This window comes from Candidatus Hinthialibacter antarcticus, from assembly GCA_030765645.1.
Lineage (GTDB): Bacteria > Hinthialibacterota > Hinthialibacteria > Hinthialibacterales > Hinthialibacteraceae > Hinthialibacter > Hinthialibacter antarcticus.
In genome coordinates this window covers 214,594-241,534 of record JAVCCE010000011.1, presented here as the reverse complement: position 1 = coordinate 241,534, position 26,941 = coordinate 214,594, and the positions used below count along the sequence as shown (strand labels likewise).

At 50.1% G+C, this 26,941-nt stretch carries 16 protein-coding genes; 10 read left to right on the top strand and 6 right to left on the bottom strand.

Features of this window, described 5'->3' with window-relative positions; genetic code table 11:
* Positions 1-168: 168 nt before the first annotated feature.
* Positions 169-1,659 (bottom strand): DUF4832 domain-containing protein, encoded by a 1,491-nt coding sequence (locus P9L94_03850; GenBank protein MDP8243190.1) that lies wholly within the window; start codon positions 1,657-1,659, stop codon positions 169-171.
* 246 nt (positions 1,660-1,905) lie between these two features.
* Here P9L94_03850 and P9L94_03845 point away from each other — a divergent pair, with 246 nt between their 5' ends.
* The gene (locus tag P9L94_03845) at positions 1,906-5,175 is read left to right on the top strand and encodes an Ig-like domain-containing protein (protein MDP8243189.1); all 3,270 of its coding nucleotides are present in this window, start codon (positions 1,906-1,908) and stop codon (positions 5,173-5,175) included.
* Between the two features lie 197 nt (positions 5,176-5,372).
* Here P9L94_03845 and P9L94_03840 read toward each other — a convergent pair whose 3' ends face one another.
* The gene (locus tag P9L94_03840) at positions 5,373-6,890 is read right to left on the bottom strand and encodes a glycosyl hydrolase family 28-related protein (GenBank protein ID MDP8243188.1); all 1,518 of its coding nucleotides are present in this window, start codon (positions 6,888-6,890) and stop codon (positions 5,373-5,375) included.
* 256 nt (positions 6,891-7,146) lie between these two features.
* Here P9L94_03840 and P9L94_03835 point away from each other — a divergent pair, with 256 nt between their 5' ends.
* Genes P9L94_03835 through P9L94_03825 form a run of 3 tightly spaced genes read left to right on the top strand, consistent with a single transcriptional unit; the run spans position 7,147 to position 10,803 of the window.
* The gene (locus tag P9L94_03835; GenBank protein MDP8243187.1) at positions 7,147-9,021 is read left to right on the top strand and encodes a DUF1592 domain-containing protein; all 1,875 of its coding nucleotides are present in this window, start codon (positions 7,147-7,149) and stop codon (positions 9,019-9,021) included.
* Positions 8,969-9,394, top strand: coding sequence for a DUF1585 domain-containing protein (locus P9L94_03830; GenBank protein MDP8243186.1), 426 nt, complete (start codon positions 8,969-8,971; stop codon positions 9,392-9,394). Before P9L94_03835 ends, P9L94_03830 begins: the two co-directional genes overlap by 53 nt.
* A 23-nt stretch (positions 9,395-9,417) precedes the next feature.
* A complete protein-coding gene (locus P9L94_03825) occupies positions 9,418-10,803 on the top strand; it encodes a DUF1552 domain-containing protein (protein ID MDP8243185.1) in 1,386 nt (461 codons plus the stop codon).
* 78 nt (positions 10,804-10,881) lie between these two features.
* Here P9L94_03825 and P9L94_03820 read toward each other — a convergent pair whose 3' ends face one another.
* The 3 genes from P9L94_03820 to P9L94_03810 form a co-directional block, all read right to left on the bottom strand.
* Positions 10,882-11,556 carry a hypothetical protein gene (locus P9L94_03820; GenBank protein MDP8243184.1) on the bottom strand — a complete coding sequence of 225 codons (675 nt, stop codon included), beginning with the start codon at positions 11,554-11,556 and terminating at the stop codon, positions 10,882-10,884.
* A 374-nt stretch (positions 11,557-11,930) separates the two neighbouring features.
* On the bottom strand, positions 11,931-12,992 hold the full coding sequence (locus P9L94_03815; GenBank protein MDP8243183.1) for a hypothetical protein: 1,062 nt from the start codon (positions 12,990-12,992) through the stop codon (positions 11,931-11,933).
* 72 nt (positions 12,993-13,064) lie between these two features.
* Entirely contained in the window at positions 13,065-15,008 is a 1,944-nt protein-coding gene (locus P9L94_03810; protein MDP8243182.1) for an alpha-L-arabinofuranosidase C-terminal domain-containing protein, read from the bottom strand.
* A 359-nt stretch (positions 15,009-15,367) separates the two neighbouring features.
* Here P9L94_03810 and P9L94_03805 point away from each other — a divergent pair, with 359 nt between their 5' ends.
* From P9L94_03805 to P9L94_03785, 5 genes are all read left to right on the top strand, one after another.
* Positions 15,368-20,125: a lamin tail domain-containing protein gene (locus tag P9L94_03805; protein MDP8243181.1), complete on the top strand. Its 4,758-nt coding sequence runs from the start codon at positions 15,368-15,370 to the stop codon at positions 20,123-20,125.
* Positions 20,126-20,670: 545 nt separating this feature from the next.
* Complete coding sequence (locus P9L94_03800; GenBank protein MDP8243180.1) at positions 20,671-21,957, top strand: Gfo/Idh/MocA family oxidoreductase; 1,287 nt, start codon at positions 20,671-20,673, stop codon at positions 21,955-21,957.
* 10 nt (positions 21,958-21,967) lie between these two features.
* Entirely contained in the window at positions 21,968-22,831 is an 864-nt protein-coding gene (locus P9L94_03795) for a GNAT family N-acetyltransferase (GenBank protein MDP8243179.1), read from the top strand.
* 27 nt (positions 22,832-22,858) lie between these two features.
* Positions 22,859-23,896 (top strand): NAD-dependent epimerase/dehydratase family protein, encoded by a 1,038-nt coding sequence (locus P9L94_03790; GenBank protein ID MDP8243178.1) that lies wholly within the window; start codon positions 22,859-22,861, stop codon positions 23,894-23,896.
* The gene (locus tag P9L94_03785; GenBank protein ID MDP8243177.1) at positions 23,896-24,975 is read left to right on the top strand and encodes a dihydrodipicolinate synthase family protein; all 1,080 of its coding nucleotides are present in this window, start codon (positions 23,896-23,898) and stop codon (positions 24,973-24,975) included. The genes P9L94_03790 and P9L94_03785 overlap by 1 nt, the downstream gene beginning before the upstream one ends.
* 13 nt (positions 24,976-24,988) lie before the next feature.
* On the opposite strand, the gene P9L94_03780 is transcribed toward P9L94_03785, so the two are convergent.
* Positions 24,989-26,101, bottom strand: a complete 1,113-nt coding sequence (locus tag P9L94_03780; protein ID MDP8243176.1) for a hypothetical protein — start codon at positions 26,099-26,101, stop codon at positions 24,989-24,991.
* Positions 26,102-26,270: 169 nt separating this feature from the next.
* Between P9L94_03780 and P9L94_03775 the strand changes: the two genes are divergently transcribed.
* Positions 26,271-26,894, top strand: coding sequence for a DUF1080 domain-containing protein (locus P9L94_03775; protein MDP8243175.1), 624 nt, complete (start codon positions 26,271-26,273; stop codon positions 26,892-26,894).
* Positions 26,895-26,941: the final 47 nt, after the last annotated feature.

Genomic DNA, 26,941 nt, shown 5'->3' with positions numbered 1-26,941 from the left:
AATTATTTGGGGAGGGCGAACCTCCTGGTGAGCCGCGATTGAAAGAAAATGTTGCGTAACTACGCGGCTCGTCGGGAGACTCGCCCTCCCCATAGGGCGCAGCGTGGTGCGCCCCTACGGTTTAATGAATCGTTGTCATGGTGGGGCGAGAAGGCTTGTTGGACAATCTCACCCATCGAAATGAACGATTGTTACTTTACCGATTGTGTAAAAGCCTTCGTTGTCTATGAGGGTTGGGTCTAGCGCCAACTTGACGTCTTCTTTCGCATCGGGCGAATAGAGTTTGAGTTTCAGCGTGTATTCTCCAGGGGTGCAGGATTTGGGAAGGTTGATTTCATAATCCACGATAGCCGTTTGGTCTGGCAGCCATTCAAGATTTCCTGCATCAAGTTCAAATCCAAATGTCCCGCCTCCTTCAAAACGAAGCATGAGTTTGTATGGATGATATGCGGGTGCGACGCCTTTGTTTTTCCATTCAATACGAATTTCGTTTTCTTGACCGACCGTGAAAATATCCGGCGTCTCAACTCGGTTTAAAAAATACCAATAGCCGCATTGGTTCAGTAACTCCACGGTCAATTCAGGGTTGTCGCTCAGCCAGTCGTGGGCGTCGCCGTGGTAGCCAATGTAAGTCGCGTGAAGCAATTCCAATGCGCCGCGAAAATAATCCGCCCCCAGTTTGCCCTCGCCAAATTGATCTAATGACGAGCCAGGCGTCGGCGTCCAGTTGCCTTGCCGCTTGACGCCGCTGTAGTGTTCCAGTTCGAAGACCGTCGGCGTTTTTCGATAGACGGCGTCGAAATATTCGGGGCTTCGTACGGTGTATGTATCTGAATTCGCCGTGATATACCAATCGACCAGAATGCTGTCGTCGCGATAAGAAAGGCCCTTGCTGACAACGTATTCGTGCATTTTTTTGCGTTCGTCCAAGTCGGGAACGCTATAGACAAAATCATCGGTGGCAATGACTTGCGTTTTCTTGAAATGGTTTGCATATAAGTCGATGTGTTTTTTGCGCTGCTCAAAATTGTATTGCTTGCGGCTGCCCGAATGGGTGTGTCCTTCGCCCCAATCGCCGATGCTGCCGACGTCGATGTAGCGCAGCCCGGGGGCGCCGTCGTAGCGCTCCGCAAACGCCGCGAGAAAATGGTCGAGTTTATCTAAATAGACAGGGTCGTCAAAATTGGGCTCCCAGGGGCCGTCGTCGCCGACTTCTTCGCCGCTGCGGAAATAGCCGCCTTCGGCTCCGGCTTGCATGACCCATTTGGGCGTGGCGAACTGCTGTTCGATGCGGTCGGTGGAGGTTTCCTTGCAACTGATGCGGAACGAGTAGCCGAGGCCGTGTTGTTTCCATTTATTGATGATGGAGTCGATGGTCTCCCAGTTGTATTTTCCCTCTTGCGGCTCGAGATACGCCCACGACAGGCGGATGTAGATGTGGTCCATGCCGGGGAAGTTCAATAGATGCGAGTCATCTTTAATCTGATATTTGTTAATATGGTTGTCGGGGAAGTGGTGATACCAACCTTTATGCGGGTTCTCTAATGCAAGTGTCTTGTCATGGAATTTCGTGAGATCAAATTCACGGCTTTCTGCGATAGGAACCATGATTAGCAGGAATAGAATTTGAGGAAATAGAAAAGAACTATTTTTATTCATTGATTTCTGAGCCTTTTTTGTAATGTATGGGCGCTAAAAAATGAGAGCAACGCAATTTATTTGCGTTTAAATTACCAAAAAGATTCAAGCGCGACAATGGATTGTGAGAAGTTTTGGCTATTTATGAGAAGTTTTGGCTATTTAACGGACAACATGAAATTATTCTTGAAATGACTCATTTATTTCTATATAGTTGCAATTACGTCATTTTTTTGAGATCGACATACCTTATTGGGAGGAATAGCAATGAAACGACTTAGTTGGAATTTTGTGTTCGTGTGTCTCGTTATCTTAGGAGCCTCATGGGGGGCGCAAGCCGCAGTTCAATATCAAAACGATTTTGAAAACCCCAGCAGCGAACTACCGGGGGAAGCATGGCCTGAATGGGTCGACTTTGGCGGCGGTACGGCGCGCGCCGTCAATGGGCGCATCGAATGGACGAACGGCGGCGGCAACAACCAATGGATTCGGCTGAATCAAGCGTTGCCTGACACCTATACGTTTGAATTTGACTTCTTCCATCCGGCGGATGTCAATGCGCGTTTTTCGGTCTGGCCTGCGGTGAAAGTCGACGAAAGCATTTTTGAGCGCCACAATTACTTCTTACGCGCCAATACCCACTACTTTAATGGCGCCGATACCATCCCTACGGGCGGTCCGATTGATATGACCGAACCGGTTGGCGCTGCACCGCACCGGTTGCGTTTTGAAGTAAGCGGCGACCATGTCGTGTTCTTGTATAAAGACCGGGGCGAAGGCGGCTGGATTTTAGTTGACGAACGCGACTTCCCTGAGTTTGGCGAAGGCGAGCGTTTTATTCAGTTAGGTAATAACCATGACGGCGGCGACTCGGGCGTACATTATGTTGACAACTTTGTCTTGAGTTATACATCACAAAACTTGTTTAACTATAGTAATAACTTCAACAACCCCAGCAGCGACCTGCCGTGGGAAGCCTGGCCGGAATGGATCGACTTCGGCGGCGGCACCGCGCGGGCTGTGAACGGCCGCATCGAATGGTTAAGCGGCGGCGGCAACAACCAATGGATTCGTTTGGACGAAGAACTTCCTCTCAATTATGTGATGGAATTTGACTTTTTCCATCCGGCTGACGTCAATGCGCGTTTTTCCGTTTGGCCGTTAGTTGGCGTAGATGAAAGTATTTTTGATCGTCATAATTATTTTTTGCGCGCCAATACCCACTACTTTAATGGAAGCGATACCATCCCGACGGGAGGCCCGATTGATATAACCGAACCGCTTGGTTCGCCGCCGCACCGTTTGCGGTTTGAAGTGACGGGCGATCATATTGTCTTTTTGTATAAAGATCGTGGCGAAGGCGGTTATATTCTAGTTGATGAACGCGATTTTCCTGCCTTTGGCGATGGACCGCGTTATGTTCAGTTAGGCAATAATCATGATGGCGGCGACGCAGGCGTCCATTATGTCGATAACTTCACCATTCGCGGGCTCGCCGATAATCGCGCGATTCTTGAGCGTTCGATAACCCAAGAAAAATTTGAGGCGGACACTGCTGTTCCGGTTGAACTCAAAGTGACGGTGACGGGCAGCATTCCCTCAATGAGTATTATTGAAGGCATCCCTGAAAACTGGACTGCTTCCAATATTTCAAACGGCGGCGTATTAAGCGACGGAAACATTTATTGGTCGTTTACCAACCAATCTGAAACGGTCACTTTAACCTATAACGCGATGCCGCCGCGCTTAATTCGCAATCGCGTTGCGAATTTCTCAGGCAGCGCCGATTCAGGCGACGGCGAAGAGCGCATTGCAGGCGATACCGCGATTGAGATTGAACTTCCTTATCTATACCGCGAAACGATTGACATCGACTTTAGCGGCAGCCCGGTCGACGGCAAGAACTACCCGGCGGAATACGCATACGGCGAACGATATACCCAGGGGATGGACGGCGTCGCAACGGATGCCGCCTATACGCGGCCCGGAGACGGGACCAAACCTGCGATTGACACGTCGTTTACGTTCCCGCAGGACGCAGACTTCCGCTTTGCCAATCCTGGCGCACCGCGAGATAACGAAAGTTATGCGTTTGATGATTATCGCGATCAAGACGAAATCACATTTGAACATGGCGCCAGCGATACCAACGCCGGCGTTGGCGGCGACCGCATCTCTCAGGGCGACTGGTTCCGTTATACATTTGACTTGGGCGAAGGCCAACAGGTTTTGGTTTTGAACTTAAGCGTCAATACATGGGGCCAAGGCAACAACTGCCCGGTAGACGTCTATGTGAACAACAAGTTTAAAGGTGAAATTCTGGCGACGCCAACAGACTTCAATGCTTACAATTTCTTTAGCGTTGGACCGTTTGAAGTCAGCGGCGGCGTACAGTCGATTGTTCTGGCAATCCCTGGCCCGACGGTGCCCGATAGCATCGGCCGTATGGAAGTGGTTCGAGTGGATGGTATCGGTCGCGTTGAACGTTCATTAACCGCTGATGGTTCATTTGCGCCAAGCACATCGTTTGATGTTTCTCTTAATGCTGAGTCATTATATGGAACCTATACGCCATATATTGAAGAGTCTGTTCCTGAAGGCGTTGAAGTCAGCAACATTAGCAACGGTGGACAGATGGTCGGCGACCGGATCATTTGGCAGTTAGACCCGACCACCACTTCGACTAGCGTGACCTATCAAGTCGCGCCGCCGGAAGGTTTGCGCTTCTTGTTGTTTGACGGTATGGCTGATATTGGCTTGCCGATTGCAGACAGCGTTAAAGGCGACGGCAGCGTCTTTAATCAGTTGTGGTTGTTCGGTCAGTCCACAAGCGATATGACCGATAACTTTGACGGCGCCAATTTGTCTAGCGAATGGATGATTGAATATGGCAGCGATCCCGCGCTCGACGTGGATTACGAAGAAGGCGTTGATATTCACGTAGCAGACGGGAACGTCTCCTTTACCGCAGACGCATTTGGCGATGGGGCCCGTTTGGATGAATACGCCGCAGGCCGCCGGGCGCCGATGCTGCTTCGCACCGATATCCCAGACGGCGATTGGCGTATTGAGACGGAACTGACTTTGGTTGACGCCTTTGATTGGGCCAATATCAACATGGGCATGACCGTTACGTACAACCAGGGCGATGACGCCGATATCTCAAACGATGAATATCTGTTTGGCTTCTACAACGAAAACATCCGCGTAGAACTGACCAACGTCGGTCAGTTTGGGTCATTGTCATACCATGAATTAACAGACGTATTTGATTGGTATGATTTGCTTGACGCGGGTGATGCGACCGCGAAACTGGCCGTGACAAAACGTACCGGTGAACTGATATTCAGCGCACAATTGCCCGGGCGTCCCTGGCAGTTGCTGGGCGCTCCGTTGTCTGAGTCGCGTACGCCGACCCGGGTTGGTTTCTTCTCAAAAGTGTGGGGAGTCGATAGCTATGTCGAAGGCCAGTTCAATTACTTCACATTAAGCGAATTGGAAGCCTTCACGGATGTGGTTGACTGGGCGTTGTATTAATTACGTTTGGTTTAAATACTAATGCAAAGCGGGCGGTCAATTTGACCGCCCGCTTTTTTGTGATGACAAAAGCGCCTTCGTAGAACAAATGCCTCGGGGTTGGGTTGCGCTTGTCTCCGTACGGCCTTCAGGGCCGTTACTCCGAAAGCCGCTTCACCCAATCCCCTGCGACATTTTGAATGGGCTGCTTTTTAATATTAATTTGCTTTTCCTAAGCGTTTCGCCAGTTGGGCTTCGTGAATGTTTGGCGGATGGACGGCGTTTGAGTTTGTGGTTTCAAACCACAAACCGTTTTTCTCTGTAATGGGTTTTTGGTCTGATTGAATGAACACCAGGTTCATCGAAGCCGGGCCGAAATCTTTTCTTGGATATTGAATCGTCTTCTGTGCGCGGATGTTCCAGAACGTGCCGAAGCCTGCGCAGTGTTTTCCTAGCGCCGCCCCGCCGCCGCAGCGCCAGACTTGGGCCCCTAACCCAGCGTCAATGTTCGTATAAACATTGGCGTAGGGGACGCGCTTGTGATGGTCGAACGAGAGGTCTTTGCCTTTGCCGTTTGAGATGACGTTGCCCGCGCAATGGCTCAAAGTCAGGTCATGGATGAAAGACGTTTGAATGTTAAAGTGGGTAAACAGATTGTCGTCATCAGAAATATAGATGCCGTGGTGGCCTTGATCGCCGCGCGAGTCAGCGGGCCGGTCGGATTCATACAGAATATTCTGTAGGGTGCAGTAACGCCCGCTGATAAAGACGCCGCTGTCAGCGTTTTGGATGCGGATGTTATTCACCCAGCAATTTACCACGTCAGAAAGCGCGATCGGGTTATATCCCAGTTCGGTAAAATGTCCCTTGTATGGAGTGACGGGGTATTCAAAAGTCAGGTTTTCGACGCCGCACTCTGTTACGGACGGTTTGAATTGCAAGACGACGGGGTTCCACTCGGCGCGAATATCAAAACGCAGCGGGCGTTCTAACTCGACCTTATTGCCGTCAATTTTTTGGATGCGGGTTGTCAGCGAAGCGCGGGTGCGCCCCAATATTTTTTCGGTTTTCCCTGGGTCGTTGGTATACAGATGGATCGCTAGCGTATCTTGCTTCGTATCTTTCTGGCGAATTTCGATCCATTGTCCTACCTTGAGGCTGCCTGCGTCAGAGACTTGAATCCATTTGTCATAACGCTTGGCGGGTTGGGTCACGGTTGCGAGTTGTTTGTTCTGATAATTTCCCTTGAGAACGATAATGCCTCCCGACCAGGAATAATTCGACGTTTTTTCGCCTGATGTGGTCGCGCCCCAGTTGGGCTTGATGTCATTGAGATATTTGGGGCAATAGAGAACGGCGCCGTCGCGCGATTCGCCGCGTAACACGATTCCCGGGCGGTTGATTTCAAGAATATTGGTTATCAGATATTTTCCGTTGGGAACCAGAATGGCGCCGGATTCAACCTGAGACAACGCTTTTTGAAATGCGTCAGAGTCATCGTGTTTGCCATCGCCTATGGCGCCAAAGTCTTTAACGTTCGCAACCGTTTTGATTGTCGGTATCGCTTTCTCGCCGCAGTGATAGCCCGCGTACGAGACATCTGGCAGGCGGTTGTCAATTGACCACAATTCACCTGCTTTCCCCCAGAGCGCAGAATGTTCTGCCGACAAAACGGGTTGAAGAATTCCAGTGAGAAATACTAAACATAACGCGGCGGGTTTGAGTGGCAATTTCATGATTTCCCCTTTTATTTTGTTCTGAAATCTGTATCGTTTTTATTAATCCTGCATCTTTGTTATCTATCTATCTCACTTGGAACATTCTCTTGTCAAGATTCGACCAAGGTTTACTATGATTCAAACAGTCAATAGCCGTATATGGATTTCTCTTTGTTCTTTTGCTCTCATTTCGTTTTCTGCCTGGAGCGATGCCCTTCCTGTTGTCAAACAATTTGAAACTGAAATCAAACCCATTTTTGAAAACTCTTGTTTTGTGTGCCATGCCGAGGGCGAAACCGTCGGCGGCATTTCATTCTTTGACTATGAGTCTGACGCCGAACTGTTACAAGATCATGAACTGTGGCGCAAGGTATTGCACAACCTTCGTTCCGGCATCATGCCGCCCAGCTCCATCTTCCGTCCGAGCCAGGAAGAATACGAAGCCGTCTATCGTTTTATCAAATATAATGTGTTTGAGATTGACCCCGATCACGTTGACCCAGGCCACGTCACTTTACGCAGGCTGAACCGTCAGGAATACCGAAACACCGTCAACGATTTAATGGGCGTTGATTACAACGCGACGGCGGAGTTTCCCCCGGATGATACTGGATACGGTTTCGATACCATCGGAGACGTATTAAGCATCTCGCCGCTGCTATTGGAAAAATATGTACAAGCCGCCGAAGACATCGTCGAGCGGGCGGTCCCGAAGATTTCAAAAATTTTGCCCCAAGCCCGCTACTCGGGTCGCCAATTTAAAACCGAAGACGGCAATAAAAACGGCGACAAGATGACCTTCTATGATGAGATTACCGTTGCGCGTTCGTTCAAGGCCGATCAGGACGGCGAATATAAAGTGATCGTTGAATTAGAAGTCGATGGATCGTTTGATTTTGACCCCGGCGAGTGCCGCGTCGTGTATCGCGTGAACGGCGATGAGCGATTGAATGAAACATACGCGTGGCATGACAACAAAGTGTTTACTTACGAATTTGATGAGACCTTTAAAGAAGGGCGCCATCAATTGGCGTTTGAAGTGGTTCCTTTCGTCACAAAAAGCAAGCAAAAAAACAAACTCGATTTTGAAATTAACACCGTTACGATCCAAGGCCCGATGGACCGCAAATATTGGTCGCATCCCAAAAATTACGAGCGGTTTTTTCATCTGGATGAAGCGCCTGCCGGGGCGGGCGAGCGTTTGGCGTATGCGCGTGAAGTGTTAAAGCGCTTTACCGCCCGCGCATTTCGCCGCCCCGCTGACGATGTCACTCTAAATAAATTGGCTGCTTTCGCGGAAGCGCAATACAACTTGCCGGGACGTTCGTTTGAAGAAGGCGTCGCGCAGGCAATGATAACCGCGTTGGCATCGCCCCGGTTTTTGTTTCGGTTTGAAGGCGCGGAGGTCGAGGCAAACGAAGGGCCGGGCCAACCGATAGATGAATATGCGCTGGCTTCGCGGCTTTCGTATTTTTTATGGTCGACCATGCCCGACAAGCAGCTGTTTGAACTCGCGCAGCGCGGAGAATTGCGCAGCCAGTTGCGCGAACAAGTTGAGCGTTTGGTCAAAGATGAACGCAGCGAGGCGTTCATTCAAAACTTCGTCGGACAATGGCTGCAAGTGCGCGATGTTGAAACCATCCCGATCAATGTGCGGCAGGCGTTGGGGTTGCCTCAGCGCAAACGCGGCGAAGAACGCTTGGAATTTACAAAAAGCCTTCGCATCGCCATGCGACAAGAAACCGAAATGATGTTTGAACACATTATGAAAGAAGACCGCAGCCTGGTTGATCTTCTTGACAGCGATTATACGTTTTTAAACGAGGAACTCGCGAAGCATTACGGCGTCAAAGGCGTCGAAGGGAAGCGGATGCGCAAGGTGGATTTAGAAGACGGTAGTCCCTACGGCGGCATTTTGACGCAAGGCGCGATTCTGACGGTGACCTCAAACCCGACGCGGACGTCTCCCGTAAAGCGCGGCTTGTTCATCGTTGAGAACATACTCGGTTCGCCTGCGCCGGGTGCGCCGCCGCAGGTGCCTGATTTGGAAGAGTCGAAGAAAAAAATCAAACGAAACGCCGACCATGCGCGAGTTGATGGAACAGCACCGCAGAGACCCCATGTGCGCATCGTGCCATACCCGATTTGATCCGCTTGGACTCGCGATGGAAAACTTCAATGCGTTAGGCGTGTGGCGCGATGAGGAGCATGAGCGTCCCATTGACGCGTCTGGTGAGTTAATCACGGGCGAGTCGTTTCAAAATGTCTTCGACGTAAAGAAAATCATTCAGGAAAACCATCGCGAAGAATTTTATCGCTGTGTGGCTGAAAAACTGCTAACCTATGCCATCGGTCGCGGGATGACCTACCGAGATGAACACTCCCTTGACCAAATTGTTGACCGCATCGAAAAAGAAGACGGACATTTTTCATCACTGCTGTTCGGCATCATTGAATCGGCTCCATTTCAACAGAGACGCAATCCAGCACAAGAACAACCGAACAAATTACGTTCATCCTAAGCTCTGTTGTGAAGGACGGGATTATGAATCAAAGGAATAAGAACCCATTCATCAAACCGCAGGCGCTCATGGACCGCAGGAACTTTTTGCGCGGTCTTGGGGTTGCCGTTGCTTTGCCCGCGTTTGAGTCATTGACGGTCAAATCCGCGCTTGCGGGCGATTGGCTGCCGTCTCCAAAACAATCCGCTCCGAAACGCATAGCGTTTGTGTATTTCCCCAACGGCGCCCACCAAGAAAACTGGTGGCCGACCGGTTCGGGAACGGAATTTCAGTTTGGCGCAACCATGGAATCGCTGGAGCCACACAAGAAGCACGTCCAAGTGATTTCGGGCCTGGAGCATCGCAACGCCACCGCCGGCGCCGACGGGCCGGGAGACCACGCCCGCGCTAACGCAACTTTTCTGACCGGAGTGCGGGCGCGCAAGACTGACGGCAGCAATATTCATCTGGGCGTTTCCATCGACCAAGCCATCGCCAGTGAAATTGGACACCTGACTCGCTTTCCATCGCTGGAATTGACCTGCGATTCCGTACGGAAATCGGGGGGATGCGACTCAGGATATTCCTGCGCGTATCAGTTCAATTTATCGTGGCGTTCTGAAACAACGCCAATGACGCCTGAACCGAACCCGCGCTTGGTGTTTGAACGCCTGTTCGGCGGCGGAGAGATCGGCGAGCGCAAGCAGAATTATCACATTCGCCAACAGACGCAGCGCTCGGTGCTTGATTTTGTGATGGAAGACGCCCGCGCTTTGCAGGTCAGTCTCGGCAGCCAGGATAAACAAAAACTGGACGAATATTTGACTGGCGTTCGTGAAATTGAACAGCGCATCGAACGGGCGGAGCGCTTGGGCGATTTCGATGAGCCGGAAATTGAAACGCCGCCAGGCATCCCTTCAGACTTTGGTCATCATATGGAAGTCATGTATGACATGACGCTGCTGGCGTTTCAAACCGATTCGACCCGTATCGCGACGTTGCTGCTCGCGGGCGACGGCTCAAACCGTTCGTTCACTCAAATCGAAATTCCCGAAGGACACCATTACCTTTCACACCACGGCAAAGATAAAAACAAGTTAGACAAAATCGCCCAGATCGACCAATATTACATGCAGCATTTCGCCCGCTTCTTGCAGCACATGCGCGACACCCAAGATGTTGACGGCAACTCGCTGTTAGACAATTCAATGATCGTCTATGGATGCGGCAACGGCGACGGCAATCGCCACAATCACGATAATCTTCCTGTGGTGGTTGCGGGCGGCGGCGGCGGGACGCTGCACCCGGGGCGATATTTGCAATTAGACCGAACCCCGATGTCAAACCTGTTTGTCAGTATGGCGAACAAAATGGGCGTCGAAGAGTTGGCCCGGTTTGGTGACTCAAACGGAACGTTAACCGTTATCTGAAAATTGTTATATCAAAAAAGAGAAAGGCGAGGCCAAACGGCCTCGCCTTTTTTAGTATGATAATGATTGATCTTTGATCTAGCGGTTTTGCCGCTGTGCGCGTAATTCTTCGATCTCTTTATTAATGGCGTCGATTTTTTCCTGCCATGCAGCTTTTTGTTCTTCATTCAATACTGCATTTATTTTTTTCTTGAAACTTGCTAACTCTTCGTCAAATGCAGTTTGCGCTTTTTCGCGTTCTTCTTCAGACATTTGCGACCCAAAGAAAGCAAAATTTGATGGGACCATCTTTTTTGTCACAGAGAGCGCTAACGGTTGAAGTTGCGTCTTTTGTTCGTCTTTGAGTTCTGTCAGGCGAAGGGCGCGCAACTCAGGCGAGGGAGAGAAGACCCGTACCATCATTACGGGTTCGACTTCTTTCAACTGTTCTTCTGATAGTGTGTCTTTGAGGCCTTCATGCATTCCGACAATGGTTTTTTTGCGGAAGTCGCTAAAGGCTTTGCGGCGTTCTTCATCGCTCATGCTTTGAAAATCTTGTCCGCTGTTTTGCGCTTCCTGCCATAATTTGCCGCTGATTTCTGAATATTTTTCAACGATATTGTCGGTTGTCGCCTGATCAAGCAACAGCGCGTCGCTGAGTAGTAACGCTGATTGTACCCGCATGTCGCCGACCAATTGCGCCTGAACATTCACGCCACCTACGATGAGTAGTACAAAACTTGACAACCATATTGCTTGAATAAAGCGTTTCATCCCAAATTCCTCCTAAATCACGAACAGTATATGAAAATCGGTATACTACTGAGTCACGAATTGAGTTCACGCTTGTTCCATTAAATTTGTAATTATTTTGGTTTTTCCGAAAACTGGGTACTTTTTTATAAATTGAATTGAAATTTCGCTGCATGCGGCATGGGTACAACTCTGCTCGCTTCAGTGCGGGTTTTGCACAGGCGCTTCCAGAGTTGCATCCCATGCCTGAATACGTTTTTCTAAACAAAATAATGGCTATCCATCAATTTTTGAAACTCACTTACCGGATGAACCGAAAATATTAGGTCAGAGGGATGGGAATTATATGGAATCGCTATCATTTTACATGATAGCGATTCTCATTATTCGTCTGTCTAATTCAAAAATCCAACCGCCGATTTCGACGCGAGAAATACTGTACCATGACGCGCTTCGGGGTGAATACTCAAATCATCCGTACGGTCTGTCCAGATGGCTAAATCGCTCGATGTTGCAAGTCCAAAACGGTTTTCCCGCATGTCAAAGCGGTCAAAGTATAGGCGCCACTCTTTGCCAATTTTGAGCAGCGTCGGGCCTTCAACCATGTGTCGGGGTTGTACGGTTGAATCCAGCCCCGCGACTGGCTGCGACCAGATCGCGGCTGGATCATGCGGCGAATGAAAGATTGCGGGTGATATCAGAGGCAGCTGAGCGCCAGTGGTTGTAATACGAATATTCTTGCCGCCGAGTTCTCTGATCTGCTCGTGTTTGACCGCCATCACCCAGCGGTCGTCAGCCTCATTGTTCGTATCCCGATCATCAAACGCCATTGAAGCGTCGATTTCACTCATGCCGGGGTCAAAAAACAATTGCGCGGGCGAAAATGTTTTGAAATCTTTCGTGCGTGACGCAAACGTGCGGTGATATCGCAAATCTTCTTTGATCTTTTTATCAGGACCATTTTCTAAACCGCCAGAGTCATGCCCGCCGGTTCCTTCGACGCTTTTGGTTGAAGACGACCACAGGATAAAAAAGTCATTTCGGATTGGGTCGCGATGTAGATCGGGCGCCCAAGTGTTGCGCGGCATGTCATCTTTAGGCCAATCAGCAAATGGTTTGACCCTAATTGGCTTAGACCAGGTTATTAAGTCTTTCGACGTTGCGGCGCCGAAGACGGTCCCGTCCCAGTTACTTGTCCAAACCATGTGAAACACGCCGTCGTGAAAGACGATAGACGGATCGCGGGTCAGGTTTTGATTTTCCCATTCGGGTGGAGCAAAGATGGGTTTGTCGTCATTCAAGGTGGTGAACTTGAGGCCGTCTTCGCTATAGGCGAGAAAGACGCCCGCCTGACCGTTGTCTTTGAAGAATGAAAGCAAATAAATTTCATCATCTGCAAATGTATTGACCGCGCTTACAGATGCGAACAAGATGGTGAGGACAAGTAACTTTTTCATCGTATTCCTCAAGGGCATTTTTTTGAGATGCTCCCAGCGGGCGTCCCAATCTGGTTTGTCTGATCCTTCTCCCTAGTTGTCCAAGTCAAATTTGTACAATGAAACGCTGATCGGCGACAGCGTCAGTTTGCCTTGGTTCCAGGTGACGGGTTCCTCTTTGATTGAAACCACTTCAGGTTCACCGGGAGTATTGTGCGCCATTTTGTCTGTTCCAGCGATTCGCCAGATGCGACCAACATCTTGTAGGAACGCGCCTTTTAAATTGACGCTGATATCGACGAATTTCTCTGTCGGATTAACGACGGCAACGGTGATGGATTTGTAATCAGCCGTCCAGGCGGCGGCGATGTCCAGCGGTTCCGGCGCATCCAAGATGCGAATGGGGATTTCACCGAAGTGGTGGCGGTACATTTTGAGAACCAAGCCAGTCGTTTCAAATTGCGCGTCGGTTTTGCTGGTTTTGATCGCGCCGATCACGTTGACGGTTTGGGCGTAATTGGCCATAAAGAAGACATCGCTATAACGGAAATATTCGTGCAGGCCCGCTGCGATGCCCAAGCCGTCCTGCAAATGATATTGACAGCCGAGTTCGCCGTATTTGTAGTGACCATACCAATAGTTCCATTCGTCCATCGCGATGCGGATGTCTTTGGGCGCGAGGCCGTCGATGTCTTTGCGGTATTTGCGATGGGCTTCACCGACGTGTTTGATTGCATTTGGAATCAGGCTGACATGCTCGACTAAGTCGTCTTTGCTTTTCTGATAGATGTGTTCGCTGAGTAAATCCATGTGGCCTGAGCACACTTTGAGCATGGTTTCTGTCCAGTTGCCGACTGCGCCCACGCCAATCAGTTGAATGGTTGGGTCGACGCTGTACATCATTTCAGCGCAGCGGTTGTGTTTTTGGACGTATTCTTCCAGCGGCATGTGGCCTTTTTGCCAGTCGCCGTACATTTCGTTTCCAACCGCCCACCAGATTACGTTGTAGGGTTTTTCACGCCCGTTCTCAGCGCGCAGTTTTCCCATTGGCGTGTCGGTGGATCCGTTGCAATATTCGACTTCTTCGGCGGCCAATTCGATCGAACCTAAACCGGTGTTGACCGCGATGAAGGGTTCTGTGTTGAGGATTTCGCATAAATCCATAAATTCGTGGATGCCGACGTCGTTGTGTTCGATGCCGGTCCACGCGGGGTTTTTGCGCGGCGGGCGTTTGTCGCGGTCGCCGATGCCGTCTTTCCAGTTGTAATCGCTGACGAAGTTTCCGCCGGGCCAGCGATAGACCGGCGAGTCGAGTTCGCGCATCAGTTGCAGGGTGTCAGGGCGGAAACCTTTTACATTGTCGGCGGGCATGAGAGACGCGGTTCCAATTTTGAATTTGCCTTTGCCTAATCCGACAATCTGGAGGCGCCCATGTTCTGTATCAGCGCCCGCAGAAAAGCGGAACGGGTGTTTTACAAAGTCGCGCCCAATTGAATCAATGGTGAAGACCTCTCGTTGGCTCTCGCCGTCGCCCCAAACCAGGCGCACTTCGATGGGCGCCGCGCTGTGGTCGCCGGATACGATGACATAACTGTCGTATTCTTTGCCTTTTCGCAATGCCAGTTCGAGTTGTTCGATGCCTGACGATTGGTTGATGTTGATCTCAGGCGTGTGTTCGCCGACGAACGCATTGCGTTCAATCATTCTGACCGTGTTGGCTTCGCCAATGACTTTCCAGGGAGAGTTCTCAACGACTTTAAAATCGCCGCCGCCCCAATAGCCGCCTTCGTTGGTGGTTTTCCAGGGGTTGTAATCATCGGTGACGGGGTAATAAAACTTGCGGTCTTCGAGCATCTCCGCCCATATCCCGCCATAGATACAGCGCCCAAGGTGTTCAATAAATTGCCCGTAAATGTATTTGGATATGGGGAACCCGGTTTTGTTGACGTGGATGGTGACGGATTCTTCCGCTGCGGCGATACAAGGAAGAATGAGCATGGTTACGGCTAACAGTGTGGTGATGAATCGTTTTTTCATGGTTAAATTGCTCCTGCGCATAGGTTTCCCGTTGTTTCCGCTAAGGGATATTTCTCCAAACCAAATGGACAGATGAGATGACATATAGAAGACGGTTCCAGCAGGAAAAAAGGAATTCGTCATATAAAAAAATGCGACAAATAAAAGAAAAGAATCAATTCACAATTAATAGTTGCTACACCTCAGGAGTATATAAAATATCTCGTAAGAAGTTAAGTCGTGTTGTGTGCGGACATTTGAACAGGATTCGCTGAAGACGGGTGTAATTCTCCTTGTTTTCATATAATAATTGTTGTGCTATTGTTGAATATTATAATTTTTACGCACTGTGAACGTGATATGGCGTATGGGGAGATTCAATGGACCGTTTTTCAACGTACCGTTTTTGCAAAATCATTGCGATACTGTTTTTTTTCACTTCCACTCTTTCTCAAGCAGATGTTGTTATCAACGAAATTCATTTTGATCCTGACCTCAAGACGGAATGGGTTGAATTTATTGAACTCTATAACGCCGGAGACTCGAGCGTTGATTTATCCGGCTGGTCGGTTCGCAACGCGGTCGAATTTCAGTTTGAAGCGGGCGCAGAAATTGTTGCAGGCGGTTATCTCATCGTCGGGCAGGACGTTTCGGCGGTTTCAAGCAAATTCAGCCTGCCGCGTTCTCGAATTAAAGGCCCGTTTCAGGGGCGCTTAGCGAATGGCGGCGAGCGAATTGAACTGCGCCGCGCTGATGGGCAAGTCGAAGATGAAGTTGATTATCAGCTCGGCTTTCCCTGGCCGACGGTCGGCGAACCGGTTTCAGAGCGAAATACTGGCACAAGTTATTCTATTCAATTACTGAATCCGTCGCTTGATAATAATTTGGCGGGCAGCTGGCGTTCGGCCTCTCCAACTCCATACAAGCAAAATTCCGTATTGACTGAAAACGTCCCTCCGCACATTCGTCAGGTCGAGCACAAGCCATCGCAGCCGACCTCAAATGATGATGTCGTCATCACCGCAAAAGTCAGCGACTCCGATGGAATGGCTGGCGTTCGCTTGCTCTATCAAGAAGTGAAACCGGGGCGTTACATCGCGCTGGATGACGCGTCGTATGAGATGCAGTGGCAGCAAATGGCGATGAATGATTCCGGTGTAGACGGCGATGTGATCGCAGGAGATTTTATCTTCACGGTTGTGTTACCTGCGTCAATGCAACAACACCGCAGTTTGATGCGCTACCGCATTACTGTTGAAGATAGGTTAGGCAATGCGCTGACGGTTCCGTATGGTGACGACCCCCAGCCAAACTTCGCCTACTTCGTTTATGACGGCGCGCCCGAGTGGACCGGCGCCGACCGTCCTGGTCAAACCAACGAGGTAACGTATAGCCCCGAACTTCTCAATTCGCTTCCCATTTATCACCTCGTTTGCAGCAAAGAAGAAGTGGAAGATTGCACCTGGCTTGATCGTTACTCGGGTAACGATTACCGCTATCAGGGAACGCTGGTTTATGACGGCGTGGTGTATGACCATGTGCTCATGCGGGCGCGCGGCGGAGTGTGGCGCTACGCGATGGGCAAGAATATGTGGAAGTTTAATATGAACCGGGGGCATTCGTTTCAAGCCCGTGATAATTATGGGCGCAAGTACGATTTTCCGTGGAATAAGGTCAATCTCGGCGCCAACATTCAACAAGGCGACTACCTGCATCGCGGCGAACAGGGAATGTTTGAATCCGTGGGCTTCAAATTATTCAGCATGGCGGGCATCGAAAGTTCGAACACGAATTTCGTCCATTTCAGAATCATTGATGAAGAGAATGAAGACGGTTTGCTCAATGATGCGCACTCGCCAATGACGCAAGGCGGAACGCAATATGACGGCGATTTTTGGGGATTATATCTCGCGACCGAACAAGTCGACGGGCGCTTTTTAGACGAACACGGTTTGCCAGACGGCAATATATATAAAATGGAAGGCGGCTCCGGCGAGATCCGCAATCAATCGCCTCTCGGCGTTGCGGATGGCTCTGATCTGCGTGGTTTTATGCAAAGTTACCGGTCTAATTCCACTGAAGATTGGTGGCGGGAAAATACGGATATCGAACGCTATGCCAACTACCGTTCAATTGTTGAAGGCATTCACCAATATGATATCGCCAGCGGCAAAAATTATTACTTCTATTTAAATCCAGAAACCAACGAGTGGTTTCAACTTCCCTGGGACCTGGATTTAACCTGGGCGAACAATATGTTTGGCCAGGGAGACGACCCCTTCAAACAAGCAGGAATCTTACGCCAAGACGGCATCGAACTTGACTACCAGAACCGTATGCGTGAGCTGCGCGATCTGCTCTATAACCCCGATCAAACCGGGCAATTGATTGATGAGTTCGCTTCGTTTATTTATCATCCCGAAGGTGAATCATTCGTTGACGCTGACCGGGCGATGTGGGATTACCACTGGGTGATGAGCCGGGACGCGGCGAACCGGGGAATGAATAATCCACAAAAATCCGGGCAAGGCCGTTTTTATAATATTTCGGAGACGGATGATTTTCCCGGCATGTTGAAAATCATGAAAGACTATGTCGTCTCTCAAGGGCAGCGAATTGATACAAGAATTTTAGATGGAGACCAAGGCGTTCCTCAAACGCCGGCTCTTACTGCATTGAATGAGGGGTTTTCGCTTGACACTCTTACATTTGAAACCAGTGATTTTAACGACGCGAACGGCGGTTCATTTGCTGCGATGAAGTGGCGGGTTGCGGAGGTCGAGCCTTATTCGGTTCCATGGGACCCTGCGGATACGGGCGCTGGAGGGCCGCAGAATGGCGAGTTTATCGTGCTGTTTGGGCCGATGGAATCCTGGAATTATTTCAGAGGAACGACAGAGCCGTCAGAGCCTCGCAATCTTTGGCGCGCGTTGGACTTTGATGATGCTTGGAGGAACCGGCAAGCCCCGATTGGATATGGCGAAGATTTTATCGCGACCGAATTGACGGACATGCGATATAACTACACTACCATCTATATGAGAAAGATGTTTGAAGTCAGCAATTTAGACGACATAGGCGAATTGTCCGCCGTGGTCTTGTTTGATGATGGATTTAATATGTGGATCAACGGCGTCCATGTCGCGCAGCAGCATGTCACCGAAGAAGAACTACCGTTTGATGCGCTGGCGGAACACCGCGAGAATACGGAATATGTTCCCATCGAATTGCCCGATCCCAAAGAATATCTGGTCGAGGGCGTCAATGTGGTCGCGGTGCAAGTGATTAACCAATATCTTGACCGAAGCTCTGACTGCTTTTTTGACATGGGCTTGGTTGCGGTCAATGCGAACCCGCCTGAACCGGAGCCGACGCCGAATCCAAACCCCGGCACAGAGCCTGAACCGAAGCCGGTGTTGCATGGATTGACGGAACCGTTGAAATACGAAATCAATGCGGTTTGGGAATCGGAAGAACTGACGGCGTTTCAAAATCAGATCACCGTTCCGGCTGATAGAATTGTTGCAGGGCGGACGTATCGCGTCCGCGTTAAAATGAAAGACAGCGAAGGCAAATGGAGCCATTGGTCGCAGCCGATTCAGTTCAAAGCGCAAGACGCGGGGGCAAACCAAATTGCCAGCGATTATTTGCGTGTAACAGAAGTGATGTATAACCCGCCCGATGGAAGCGAATATGAATTCATCGAATTGTATAATTCGCATCCTACATCTTCGGTTTTACTGGGAGGCTTCTCGTTTACGGAAGGGATCACATATACCTTCCCGACCGAAGCGGAGTTGGCGCCGGAGACTTATTTATTGGTCGCTCTTGCTGCAAATGAAGAGGAGCGTAACGCCTTTCGTGCATACTACGGTTTAGGCTCTTCAATCGTTATATTTGGACCGTATAGCGGAAAGTTATCCAACTCGGGCGAAAAAATTACGTTAAAAACGACCATTGACGGCGATGATTTGATTGCGTTTGAATTTTCTGACGGGCGCGGTTGGCCTATGTCAGCGGATGGTGGAGGTCATTCGTTGGTTCCTGCTCAATTTACGATTGATTCTGGTCAAGACGGTTTCTTGGACTACGGCGGCAATTGGCGGGCGGGCGCTCATATTGGCGGGTCGCCGGGAACAAGCGATCCTGAGCCGATTCAAACGTTTGTCATTAATGAAATCGCCGCCATGACCGAAGACGGCAATGATTGGATCGAAATATATAATCCATATTTCACTATAATTAACACCGCTGACTTCTATCTAAGCGACGATGATTCAAACTTGGCCAAATGGGCGCTGCCCGTGATGGATATCGCCCCAGGCGAGACAGTCGTGTTTGATGCGCAGTCTGGTTTCAACCAAAATGGCGAGGGGTTTGGAATCAGCAGCAACGGCGAATCGCTCTATCTTTCATATCTTCCGGGGCAGCCAGGCGACGATTATGTCGTCGATAGCGTTTCGTTTAAGGCGCAAGAAATTGATGTCACCTGGGGACGGGACGGCGAAAGCCCTTATTGGGTTTCTATGGCGCCTTCGCGAAATCAGATCAATGGTTTGAGCCAGGCGGCAGTATTAATTGACGAATTGATGTATCACCCCGAAGAAGTCGAGGGACAGATTGGCGACGCGGGCGAATACATTGAATTGTATAATCAGACTTCGCAAGACATTGTGTTGATGAATAAAAACGGCCCCTGGCGACTGGACGGCGGCGTAGATTTTGTATTTCCTGATGACGCCGTGGTTCCCGCCGAAGGCCGATTGCTGATCGTGCCGTTTGATCCTGACAATCAAACGGAGTGGCAAGCGTTTGTGACGCGCTATGAAATAGAGATAACGAATGTCATTGCTGCTGGCCCATACGTTGGGAACCTATCGAACCAGGGCGAACGCATTGCTTTGGAGAAATTACTGGACGTTGATCCCAACGATGGAACTCTTTCGTGGGGGATTGTTGATGAAGTGATTTATTACGACCGGACGCCCTGGACGCGTGACGCTGACGGCACGGGCGACTCATTGCAGCGAATCTCGTGGGGCCGCTCAGGGAACGATCCACAAAATTGGGGAGCGGGGCAGCCCAACCCTGGCAAGAAGAATACGGTCACAGATATTCAAAATTGGATGATGTATTGATCGTTTCAAATCTTATCCAGTAAGTGAGAACTTACATTGATGAATGACCATGATTTTGGTGGCGAAAACGTATCCCTGCATATCAAAAATTGACATACCAATTCAGACATGGGTGCTACTCTGGGAGCGCCTGTGCATTGGTCCCTGAAAGCCCGCACTGAAGGCAATGTCATTGACTGAAGAACACCAAAGCCCTTCGACAGTGTCATTGCGAGGAGGCCAAAGGCCGACGCGGCAATCTCACCCATCAATTAAGCGAGATTGCTTCGCTTCGCTCGCAATGACACACACTATACGCCGGGCAAAATCACGATCTATTTGCAGATCATGGCTTAAGCCAATGTCATTGGCACTGAAGCGAGCAGAGTTATACCCATGTCCCATGCAGCGAAATCTCAATTCAAATTGATAATTAAGTATCCAATTTACGGAAGAAGCGCTTTTTAGTTGAATGGAAACTGTTTAGTAATGAGGGGTAAAAACTTACGCAACAGATGGTCTCTATGTTAAACTGAGCGATCTATTTAGACAAAATGGAGATTTCAATGACGCAATCACGCCGGGATTTTCTAAATCAATCTTCTATTATTGCAACAAGCGCCGTCGCGGCTGGAATGACGATACCCGCCAATCACTCATCAGCAAACGATACCGTGCGCTTGGGCATCATGGGAGTCCGCAGCCGGGGCGCCCAGTTGGCGAAAGAATTTTCACGATGCAAAAATTGTCAGGTTGTTGTGGTCTGTGACGTGGATGAACGCGTGGTTCCGCCTGTGCAAGATTCCGTTGAAAAAATGACGGGCAAGCGGCCTCGGGCTGAGAGCGATTTTCGCAAGATGCTCGAAGGCGATGAAATCGACGCACTCGTTGTCGCCGCTCCAGACCACTGGCACGCCATCGCAACTATTTATGCCTGTCAGGCGGGCAAAGACGTCTACTGCGAAAAACCCGCGTCGCATAATTTAACCGAAGGGCGCTTGATGGTGAAAGCTGCGCGAAAGTATGATCGCGTCGTCCAACTCGGGATACAACGCCGCAGCTCCATCGCGATGCAAAAAGCGATGAAGGGATTGAGCGACGGCCTGATCGGCGATGTGCACATGGCGCGCGCCTGGATCGTCAGTCGGCGCCCCAACATTGGACGCGCCCCAAATGCGCCAGCGCCCAAGGGCGTCGATTATGATCTTTGGTTAGGGCCGGCGCCCAAGCAGGAATTCAACCCCAACCATTTTCACTATGAGTGGCATTGGTTTTGGGATTATGGAACCGGAGAGTGCGGCAACAACGGCATCCACGCGCTCGACATGGCGCGTTGGGGACTTGGCGTTGAGTTTCCTAAACGGGCTTGCGCGGGAGGCGCCAAGCACTTTTTTGACGATGCCCAACAAACGCCCGATACCCAGATCGCGACCTTTGAATTTGATGATGCGACCGTGACTTGGGAACATCGAACCTGGAACCCGCAAGGCTTTGACGGCAAAGCATTCGGAGTGATTTTTTATGGTGTAGACGGCGTGTTGACGACCGACGGCGCCGGTTGGAAGGCGGTCGATTTTGACGGCGAAGTGATCGAACAACAAGACGCCGACCCCGGCAACCATTATCAAAACTTTATTGATTGCATACAAAGCCGCGAGCGCCCCAACGCCGATATCGAGATTGGACATAAATCGACTTCGCTTTGTCATATTGCCAATATCGCATACCGGACGCGGCTGAATTTGGAATTTGACGGCGAAGAGCAGCGATTCACTGGCTTGGGCGCCGATCAGGCCAACAAACTGTTATGGCGCACCTATCGCGAACCGTTTGTGTTGACGGAAGATGTATAAGTGACTTTTTATGGATGAAAACCAGAGTGCAATTCAACTGCGTACCATGGTCCAAGACGATCTGCCGCATTGCCAGCGGCTCAAGCAGCAAATCGGCTGGAACCAGCGCTTGGAAGACTGGATACGGTTTCTTGCATTGAACCCCGCAGGTTGTTTCGTTGCGACGCATTGCAACAAAATTGTGGGGACAGTTTGCACCGTCGCCTATCAACACTTCGGCTGGGTTGCGATGGTGATTGTTGATCCTGATTATCGCCGCAAAGGCATTGGCCGCCTGTTATTGCTGGAAGGTATTGAACATCTCGAACGGCGCGGTTTGGCTGTCAAACTTGATGCGACGCCGCAAGGCAAGATGCTTTATGATACGCTGGGCTTTCAAGATGAATATACTGGCGCGCGGTATGAATGCGGATCCATTCAAAATATCAGTGGAAACGAAAGTACGTGCCGGAGTTTTTCTATTGAACACTTAGATGAAATTGCGCAATTTGATTGCGATATTTTTGGCGACGACCGCAAAGCCGTTCTCGCTTCTTATTTGCAGTATGGGCCGGAACTGGCGTATTGGGTGAAAGACGGTGATAACATTTTGGGATATATGATGGCGCGAGAAGGTGAAAACGCGTTTCACATTGGCCCTTGGGTTGCCGTCAATCGCGATGTTGCGCAGCGATTGCTTCAACATGGCTTACATCAGAGAAAGCCGGACAGAGTGTTTGTCGATATTGTGTCTCCAAACCCCCATGCGGAAACCATGCTGCAAGAATGGGGATTTATTCAGCAGCGGATGTTTATTCGTATGGTTCGCGGTGAGAACCAATTTCCGGGTCAGCCGAAATATGTGTATGGCATGAGCGGCCCTGAACTTGGTTGAATGATTTGAAACGAGATGAAAAATAACGTGACTCGACTTCCAAAACAAATTAAAAATGAGGCGCATTTAGAGGAGTTGCTTTCGACGCCGCGCGAAGAACTGGGTGCCTATTTTTCGAAGATCGAAGGCGATTTGCTTATTCTTGGCGCAGGCGGAAAGATGGGGCCGACATTGGCGAAGATGGCCCGCAATGCGTTTCATCTATCCAACCCCGACCGAAAAGTGATTGCGGTGTCCCGCTTTAGCAACAGTGAAACTCATGCCGACCTGCTTCATCACGGCGTCGAGACCATTCAATGTGATTTGTTGAATCGCACCTCGCTTGAGCGCTTGCCGTCAGCCCAAAATATTATTTATATGGCGGGCAAAAAGTTCGGCTCGCACGGCAATGAAGCCGACACTTGGGCGATGAACGCTTACCTACCGGGCATGGTAGCGGAGCGCTTCGACCAATCGCGCATCGCGGCGTTCTCGACGGGGAATGTGTATCCGTTTGTGCCTGTCGAAAGCGGCGGCTGCACGGAAGAGGCGCCGCTGAATCCATTGGGCGAGTATGCCCAATCGTGTATGGCGCGGGAACGGGTGTTTGAATATTTTTCGCAAATCAATCAAAGCGAGATCGTACTGCTGCGATTAAATTATGCGGTTGAAATGCGCTACGGCGTATTGCTCGACATTGCCATGCGCGTCTATCAGGAAACCCCGATTGATTTGAGCATGGGGCATGTCAATGTGATCTGGCAGGGAGACGCCAACGCTTATGCTTTGCTTGCACTGCAAGAATGCCAGTCGCCGCCGTCGGTTCTCAACTTGACCGGACGCAAAACATTATCGGTTCGCGTGTTGGCGGAACAATTTGGCGACCGCTTTCACAAACAGCCATGCTTTGAGGGCGAAGAGTCATGTACGGCGTTGTTAAGCAATGCCTCAAAGTGCATTCGTCAATATGGTGAACCAACGGTGTCAATCGAGCAGATGGTTGACTGGCTTGCGGATTGGGTGCGGCGGGAAATGCCCACTTGGAACAAGCCGACAAAATATAGCAGCCGCACGGGGAAATTTTGATGAGCGCTTGTCCAATGCCGCATAACAAAATTATGGATGCTTTGCGCCAAGGGCAGGTGGTCCCTGCGCACCCATTGGCGCTTGATGAAAACCGTGAACTCGATGAGCGGCGGCAACGCGCACTAACCCGCTATTATCTTGACAGCGGCGCTGGCGGCGTCGCGATCGGTGTGCATACCACCCAGTTTGAAATTCGCGAACCGCAACACGATTTACTAGAACCCGTTCTGTCGTTGGCAAATGAAACCATTTGCAATTTTGAGAGGGACGCTTCCGATAAACCCATTATCCGAATCGCTGGCGTTTGCGGACAAACGCAACAGGCCTGCGGTGAAGCCGCGTTGGCGCGCGACTGTGGATTTGACATCGGTTTGTTAAGTTTAAGCGCTCTGAAAGAATCAAGCGACGACGAACTGATTGAACATGCGAAATGCGTTGCGGAAGTCATTCCGCTGATGGGATTTTACTTGCAGCCGTCTGTTGGAGGCCGCGTGTTGTCAGTCGATTTTTGGCGGCGCTTTTGTGAAATCCCGAATGTGGTCGCGGTGAAAGTCGCGCCGTTTCAGCGCTATCAAACGCTTGACGTTATGCGCGGGGCCGCGGCGAGCGGGCGGAGTGATGAGATCGCATTTTATACTGGAAACGATGACGCCATTATTTATGATTTACTGTCTACGTTTGAATGTTGCGGCGGCAGTTCCGTTCGCCACTTGCAATTCGTCGGCGGACTCTTAGGGCATTGGGCATTTTGGACAAAACGCGCCGTTGAACAACTGGAGTGCATTAAAGCGCTTCGTCAGCAATCGGATTTGCTTCCGACTAATATGATTGAACTCGCTTGGAAGGTTACTGATGTCAACGCGGCGGTGTTTGATCCGGTGAATGGTTTCGCTGGTTGCATTCCTGGCATCCACGAAATTTTGCGGCGGCAAGGCTTGCTCGCGAACCGTCATTGTTTGAATCCAAATGAAGCGTTATCGCCAGGACAGATGGAAGAGATCGACCGCGTCTATCGTGAGTATCCACACCTTAACGATGATGAATTCGTTAAAGAAAATTTAGACCGCTGGCTGCGATAATTGATACCTGCCGTTATTTTTCTTCAACCCAATCAATTCGTACGATATGGATGGGGCCGGTGACGCCGAATTTGTTCGTCGTTCGGAACGTAAACTCGTTCGTCGGTTTCAATAAAGAAATTTCCAGATTTTCCACACAGTCAATCCAAGCGCCTTGTGTGTCTTTGATCTGATACGTTTTAAGATTTGGAGTGAATGACGTTAGAAATATCTCCGCTTTGTTCTCGCTGATTTCGACTTGCGAACGAACCACGTTCGGCGTCCATTCGATCCAGTCGCGCCGCGTGGTGGTGACAAGGTAGGGCGTGTCGTACGCCCAATGAGGGCTGCCGTCGCGATACCACTTATTGTTGCGGAAAATGGTATCGTCCAGCATAATCGTGATCGAATTGGACGGATTGGGAAACGAGGTAAAGCGGTTGGTGGTGTTTTCCCAACTGCACCAACGATAGGTCTCGGCGGACGGGCCGAAGTCGCCGGGATACTCATCGGTTTCAGGTGCGCCGTCCAGGCCGAAACTGCGGACGACGTTCTTGCCGCCGTCTTTCCAGATTTCATCCCTAATTTCCAACGCGGACAACGGGACGCCGTTCTTCTCGAAATGCAGATCGTACTTGGCGTCGATAATCGCCCATTTACATAATTTATTGATCCATACTTCGTTGACGCCATGATGGCCGCCGTTGTCGATCAAGCCGGGGCCGCAGCCCAGGCGCCGGGTAATGTAGCCGTAACTGTTTAAGACTGCTTGTTGGACGATGCTGAAATGGGCGCAATGAAACCCGCCGCCTAACATTGCGGCGTCGAGAATCGCGAAGGCGTCGCCGCGGGTTTGGGTGGGATTATCGTTTTCGATTTTGATGTGAGATTTGATCCAATGGCGAAGCAGCAACATACGGCGCCATTCATCGGCTTCGCCTTTGACGACATCATCTAGATGATATTTTTCTCGCAGTTGATGAATGCGCGGGCTTTCAAAGCGCTCGAATGCGCGGAAGAGTTCATTGTTGCTATAACGGGGGTTATCAACCGGAACTTGTTGAAAGCGGCCTTGAAGTTCCGCTGCGTTCGTTGCCATAACACCGACAAGACAACTGATGATAAGGAGCGCCGAATTGCGTTTCATGTTTGCCTCCAACGAATTAAGTCGTAATGGGAGTTTAGCATATTTAAGGTTCATACGAAAACGGTATTGGAGTCATGTATGAAGAGAGCGCAAGCGAACTAGCCGATGATGAGGTTCGTGGTACACTACGAAAACTTTGTACTATTTTTCACCGTAAGGAGTTATGTAAATGCATCATGTGAAATCCGTAGTCGTAATCTGTCTTACTTTGTTTTCATTGTCTTGCGCAACGACTGCCAAGCAAACTGCGCATGGTTGGACGACGTTGTTTGACGGCGCCGGGCTTGACCAGTGGGAGCAAGTTGAAGGCGGCGAATGGAGCATTGAAGAGGGCGCGTTAATTGGTCGCAATGGAGTAAACTGGTCGACCAATCCAGAAGAAACCGGGTCTTATTTGCGTACGAAAAAAGCCTATGGCGATTTTGAATTGTCGCTGGAATACGCTATCAATCAACGTGGAAACAGCGGCGTGTTTTTCCGCTGCGCGAAAGAAAAGAACCCCGCGTTCACCGGGTATGAAATGCAGATCACAGACGCGCATGGCCGCGATGTAAATGAGAAAAACTCCGGCTTGTATGACGTGGTCGGCATCAGCAAGAACGTCATCAAGCCGACTGGCGAATGGAACCATGCGATCATTCGCGCGTTCGGACAACAGATTTCGATCACACTGAATGGCGAACAAGTCGTTACGCATACCGGCGACCGTCGTTTGGTTGGTCACATCGGGCTGCAAAACCATGATGAGCATTCCATGGTCAAATTCCGAAACGTGAAAATCCGCGAACTATAATTTTGGTTCTTTCGTAAATTGAACTGAACTTTCGCTGCAAGTGGCAT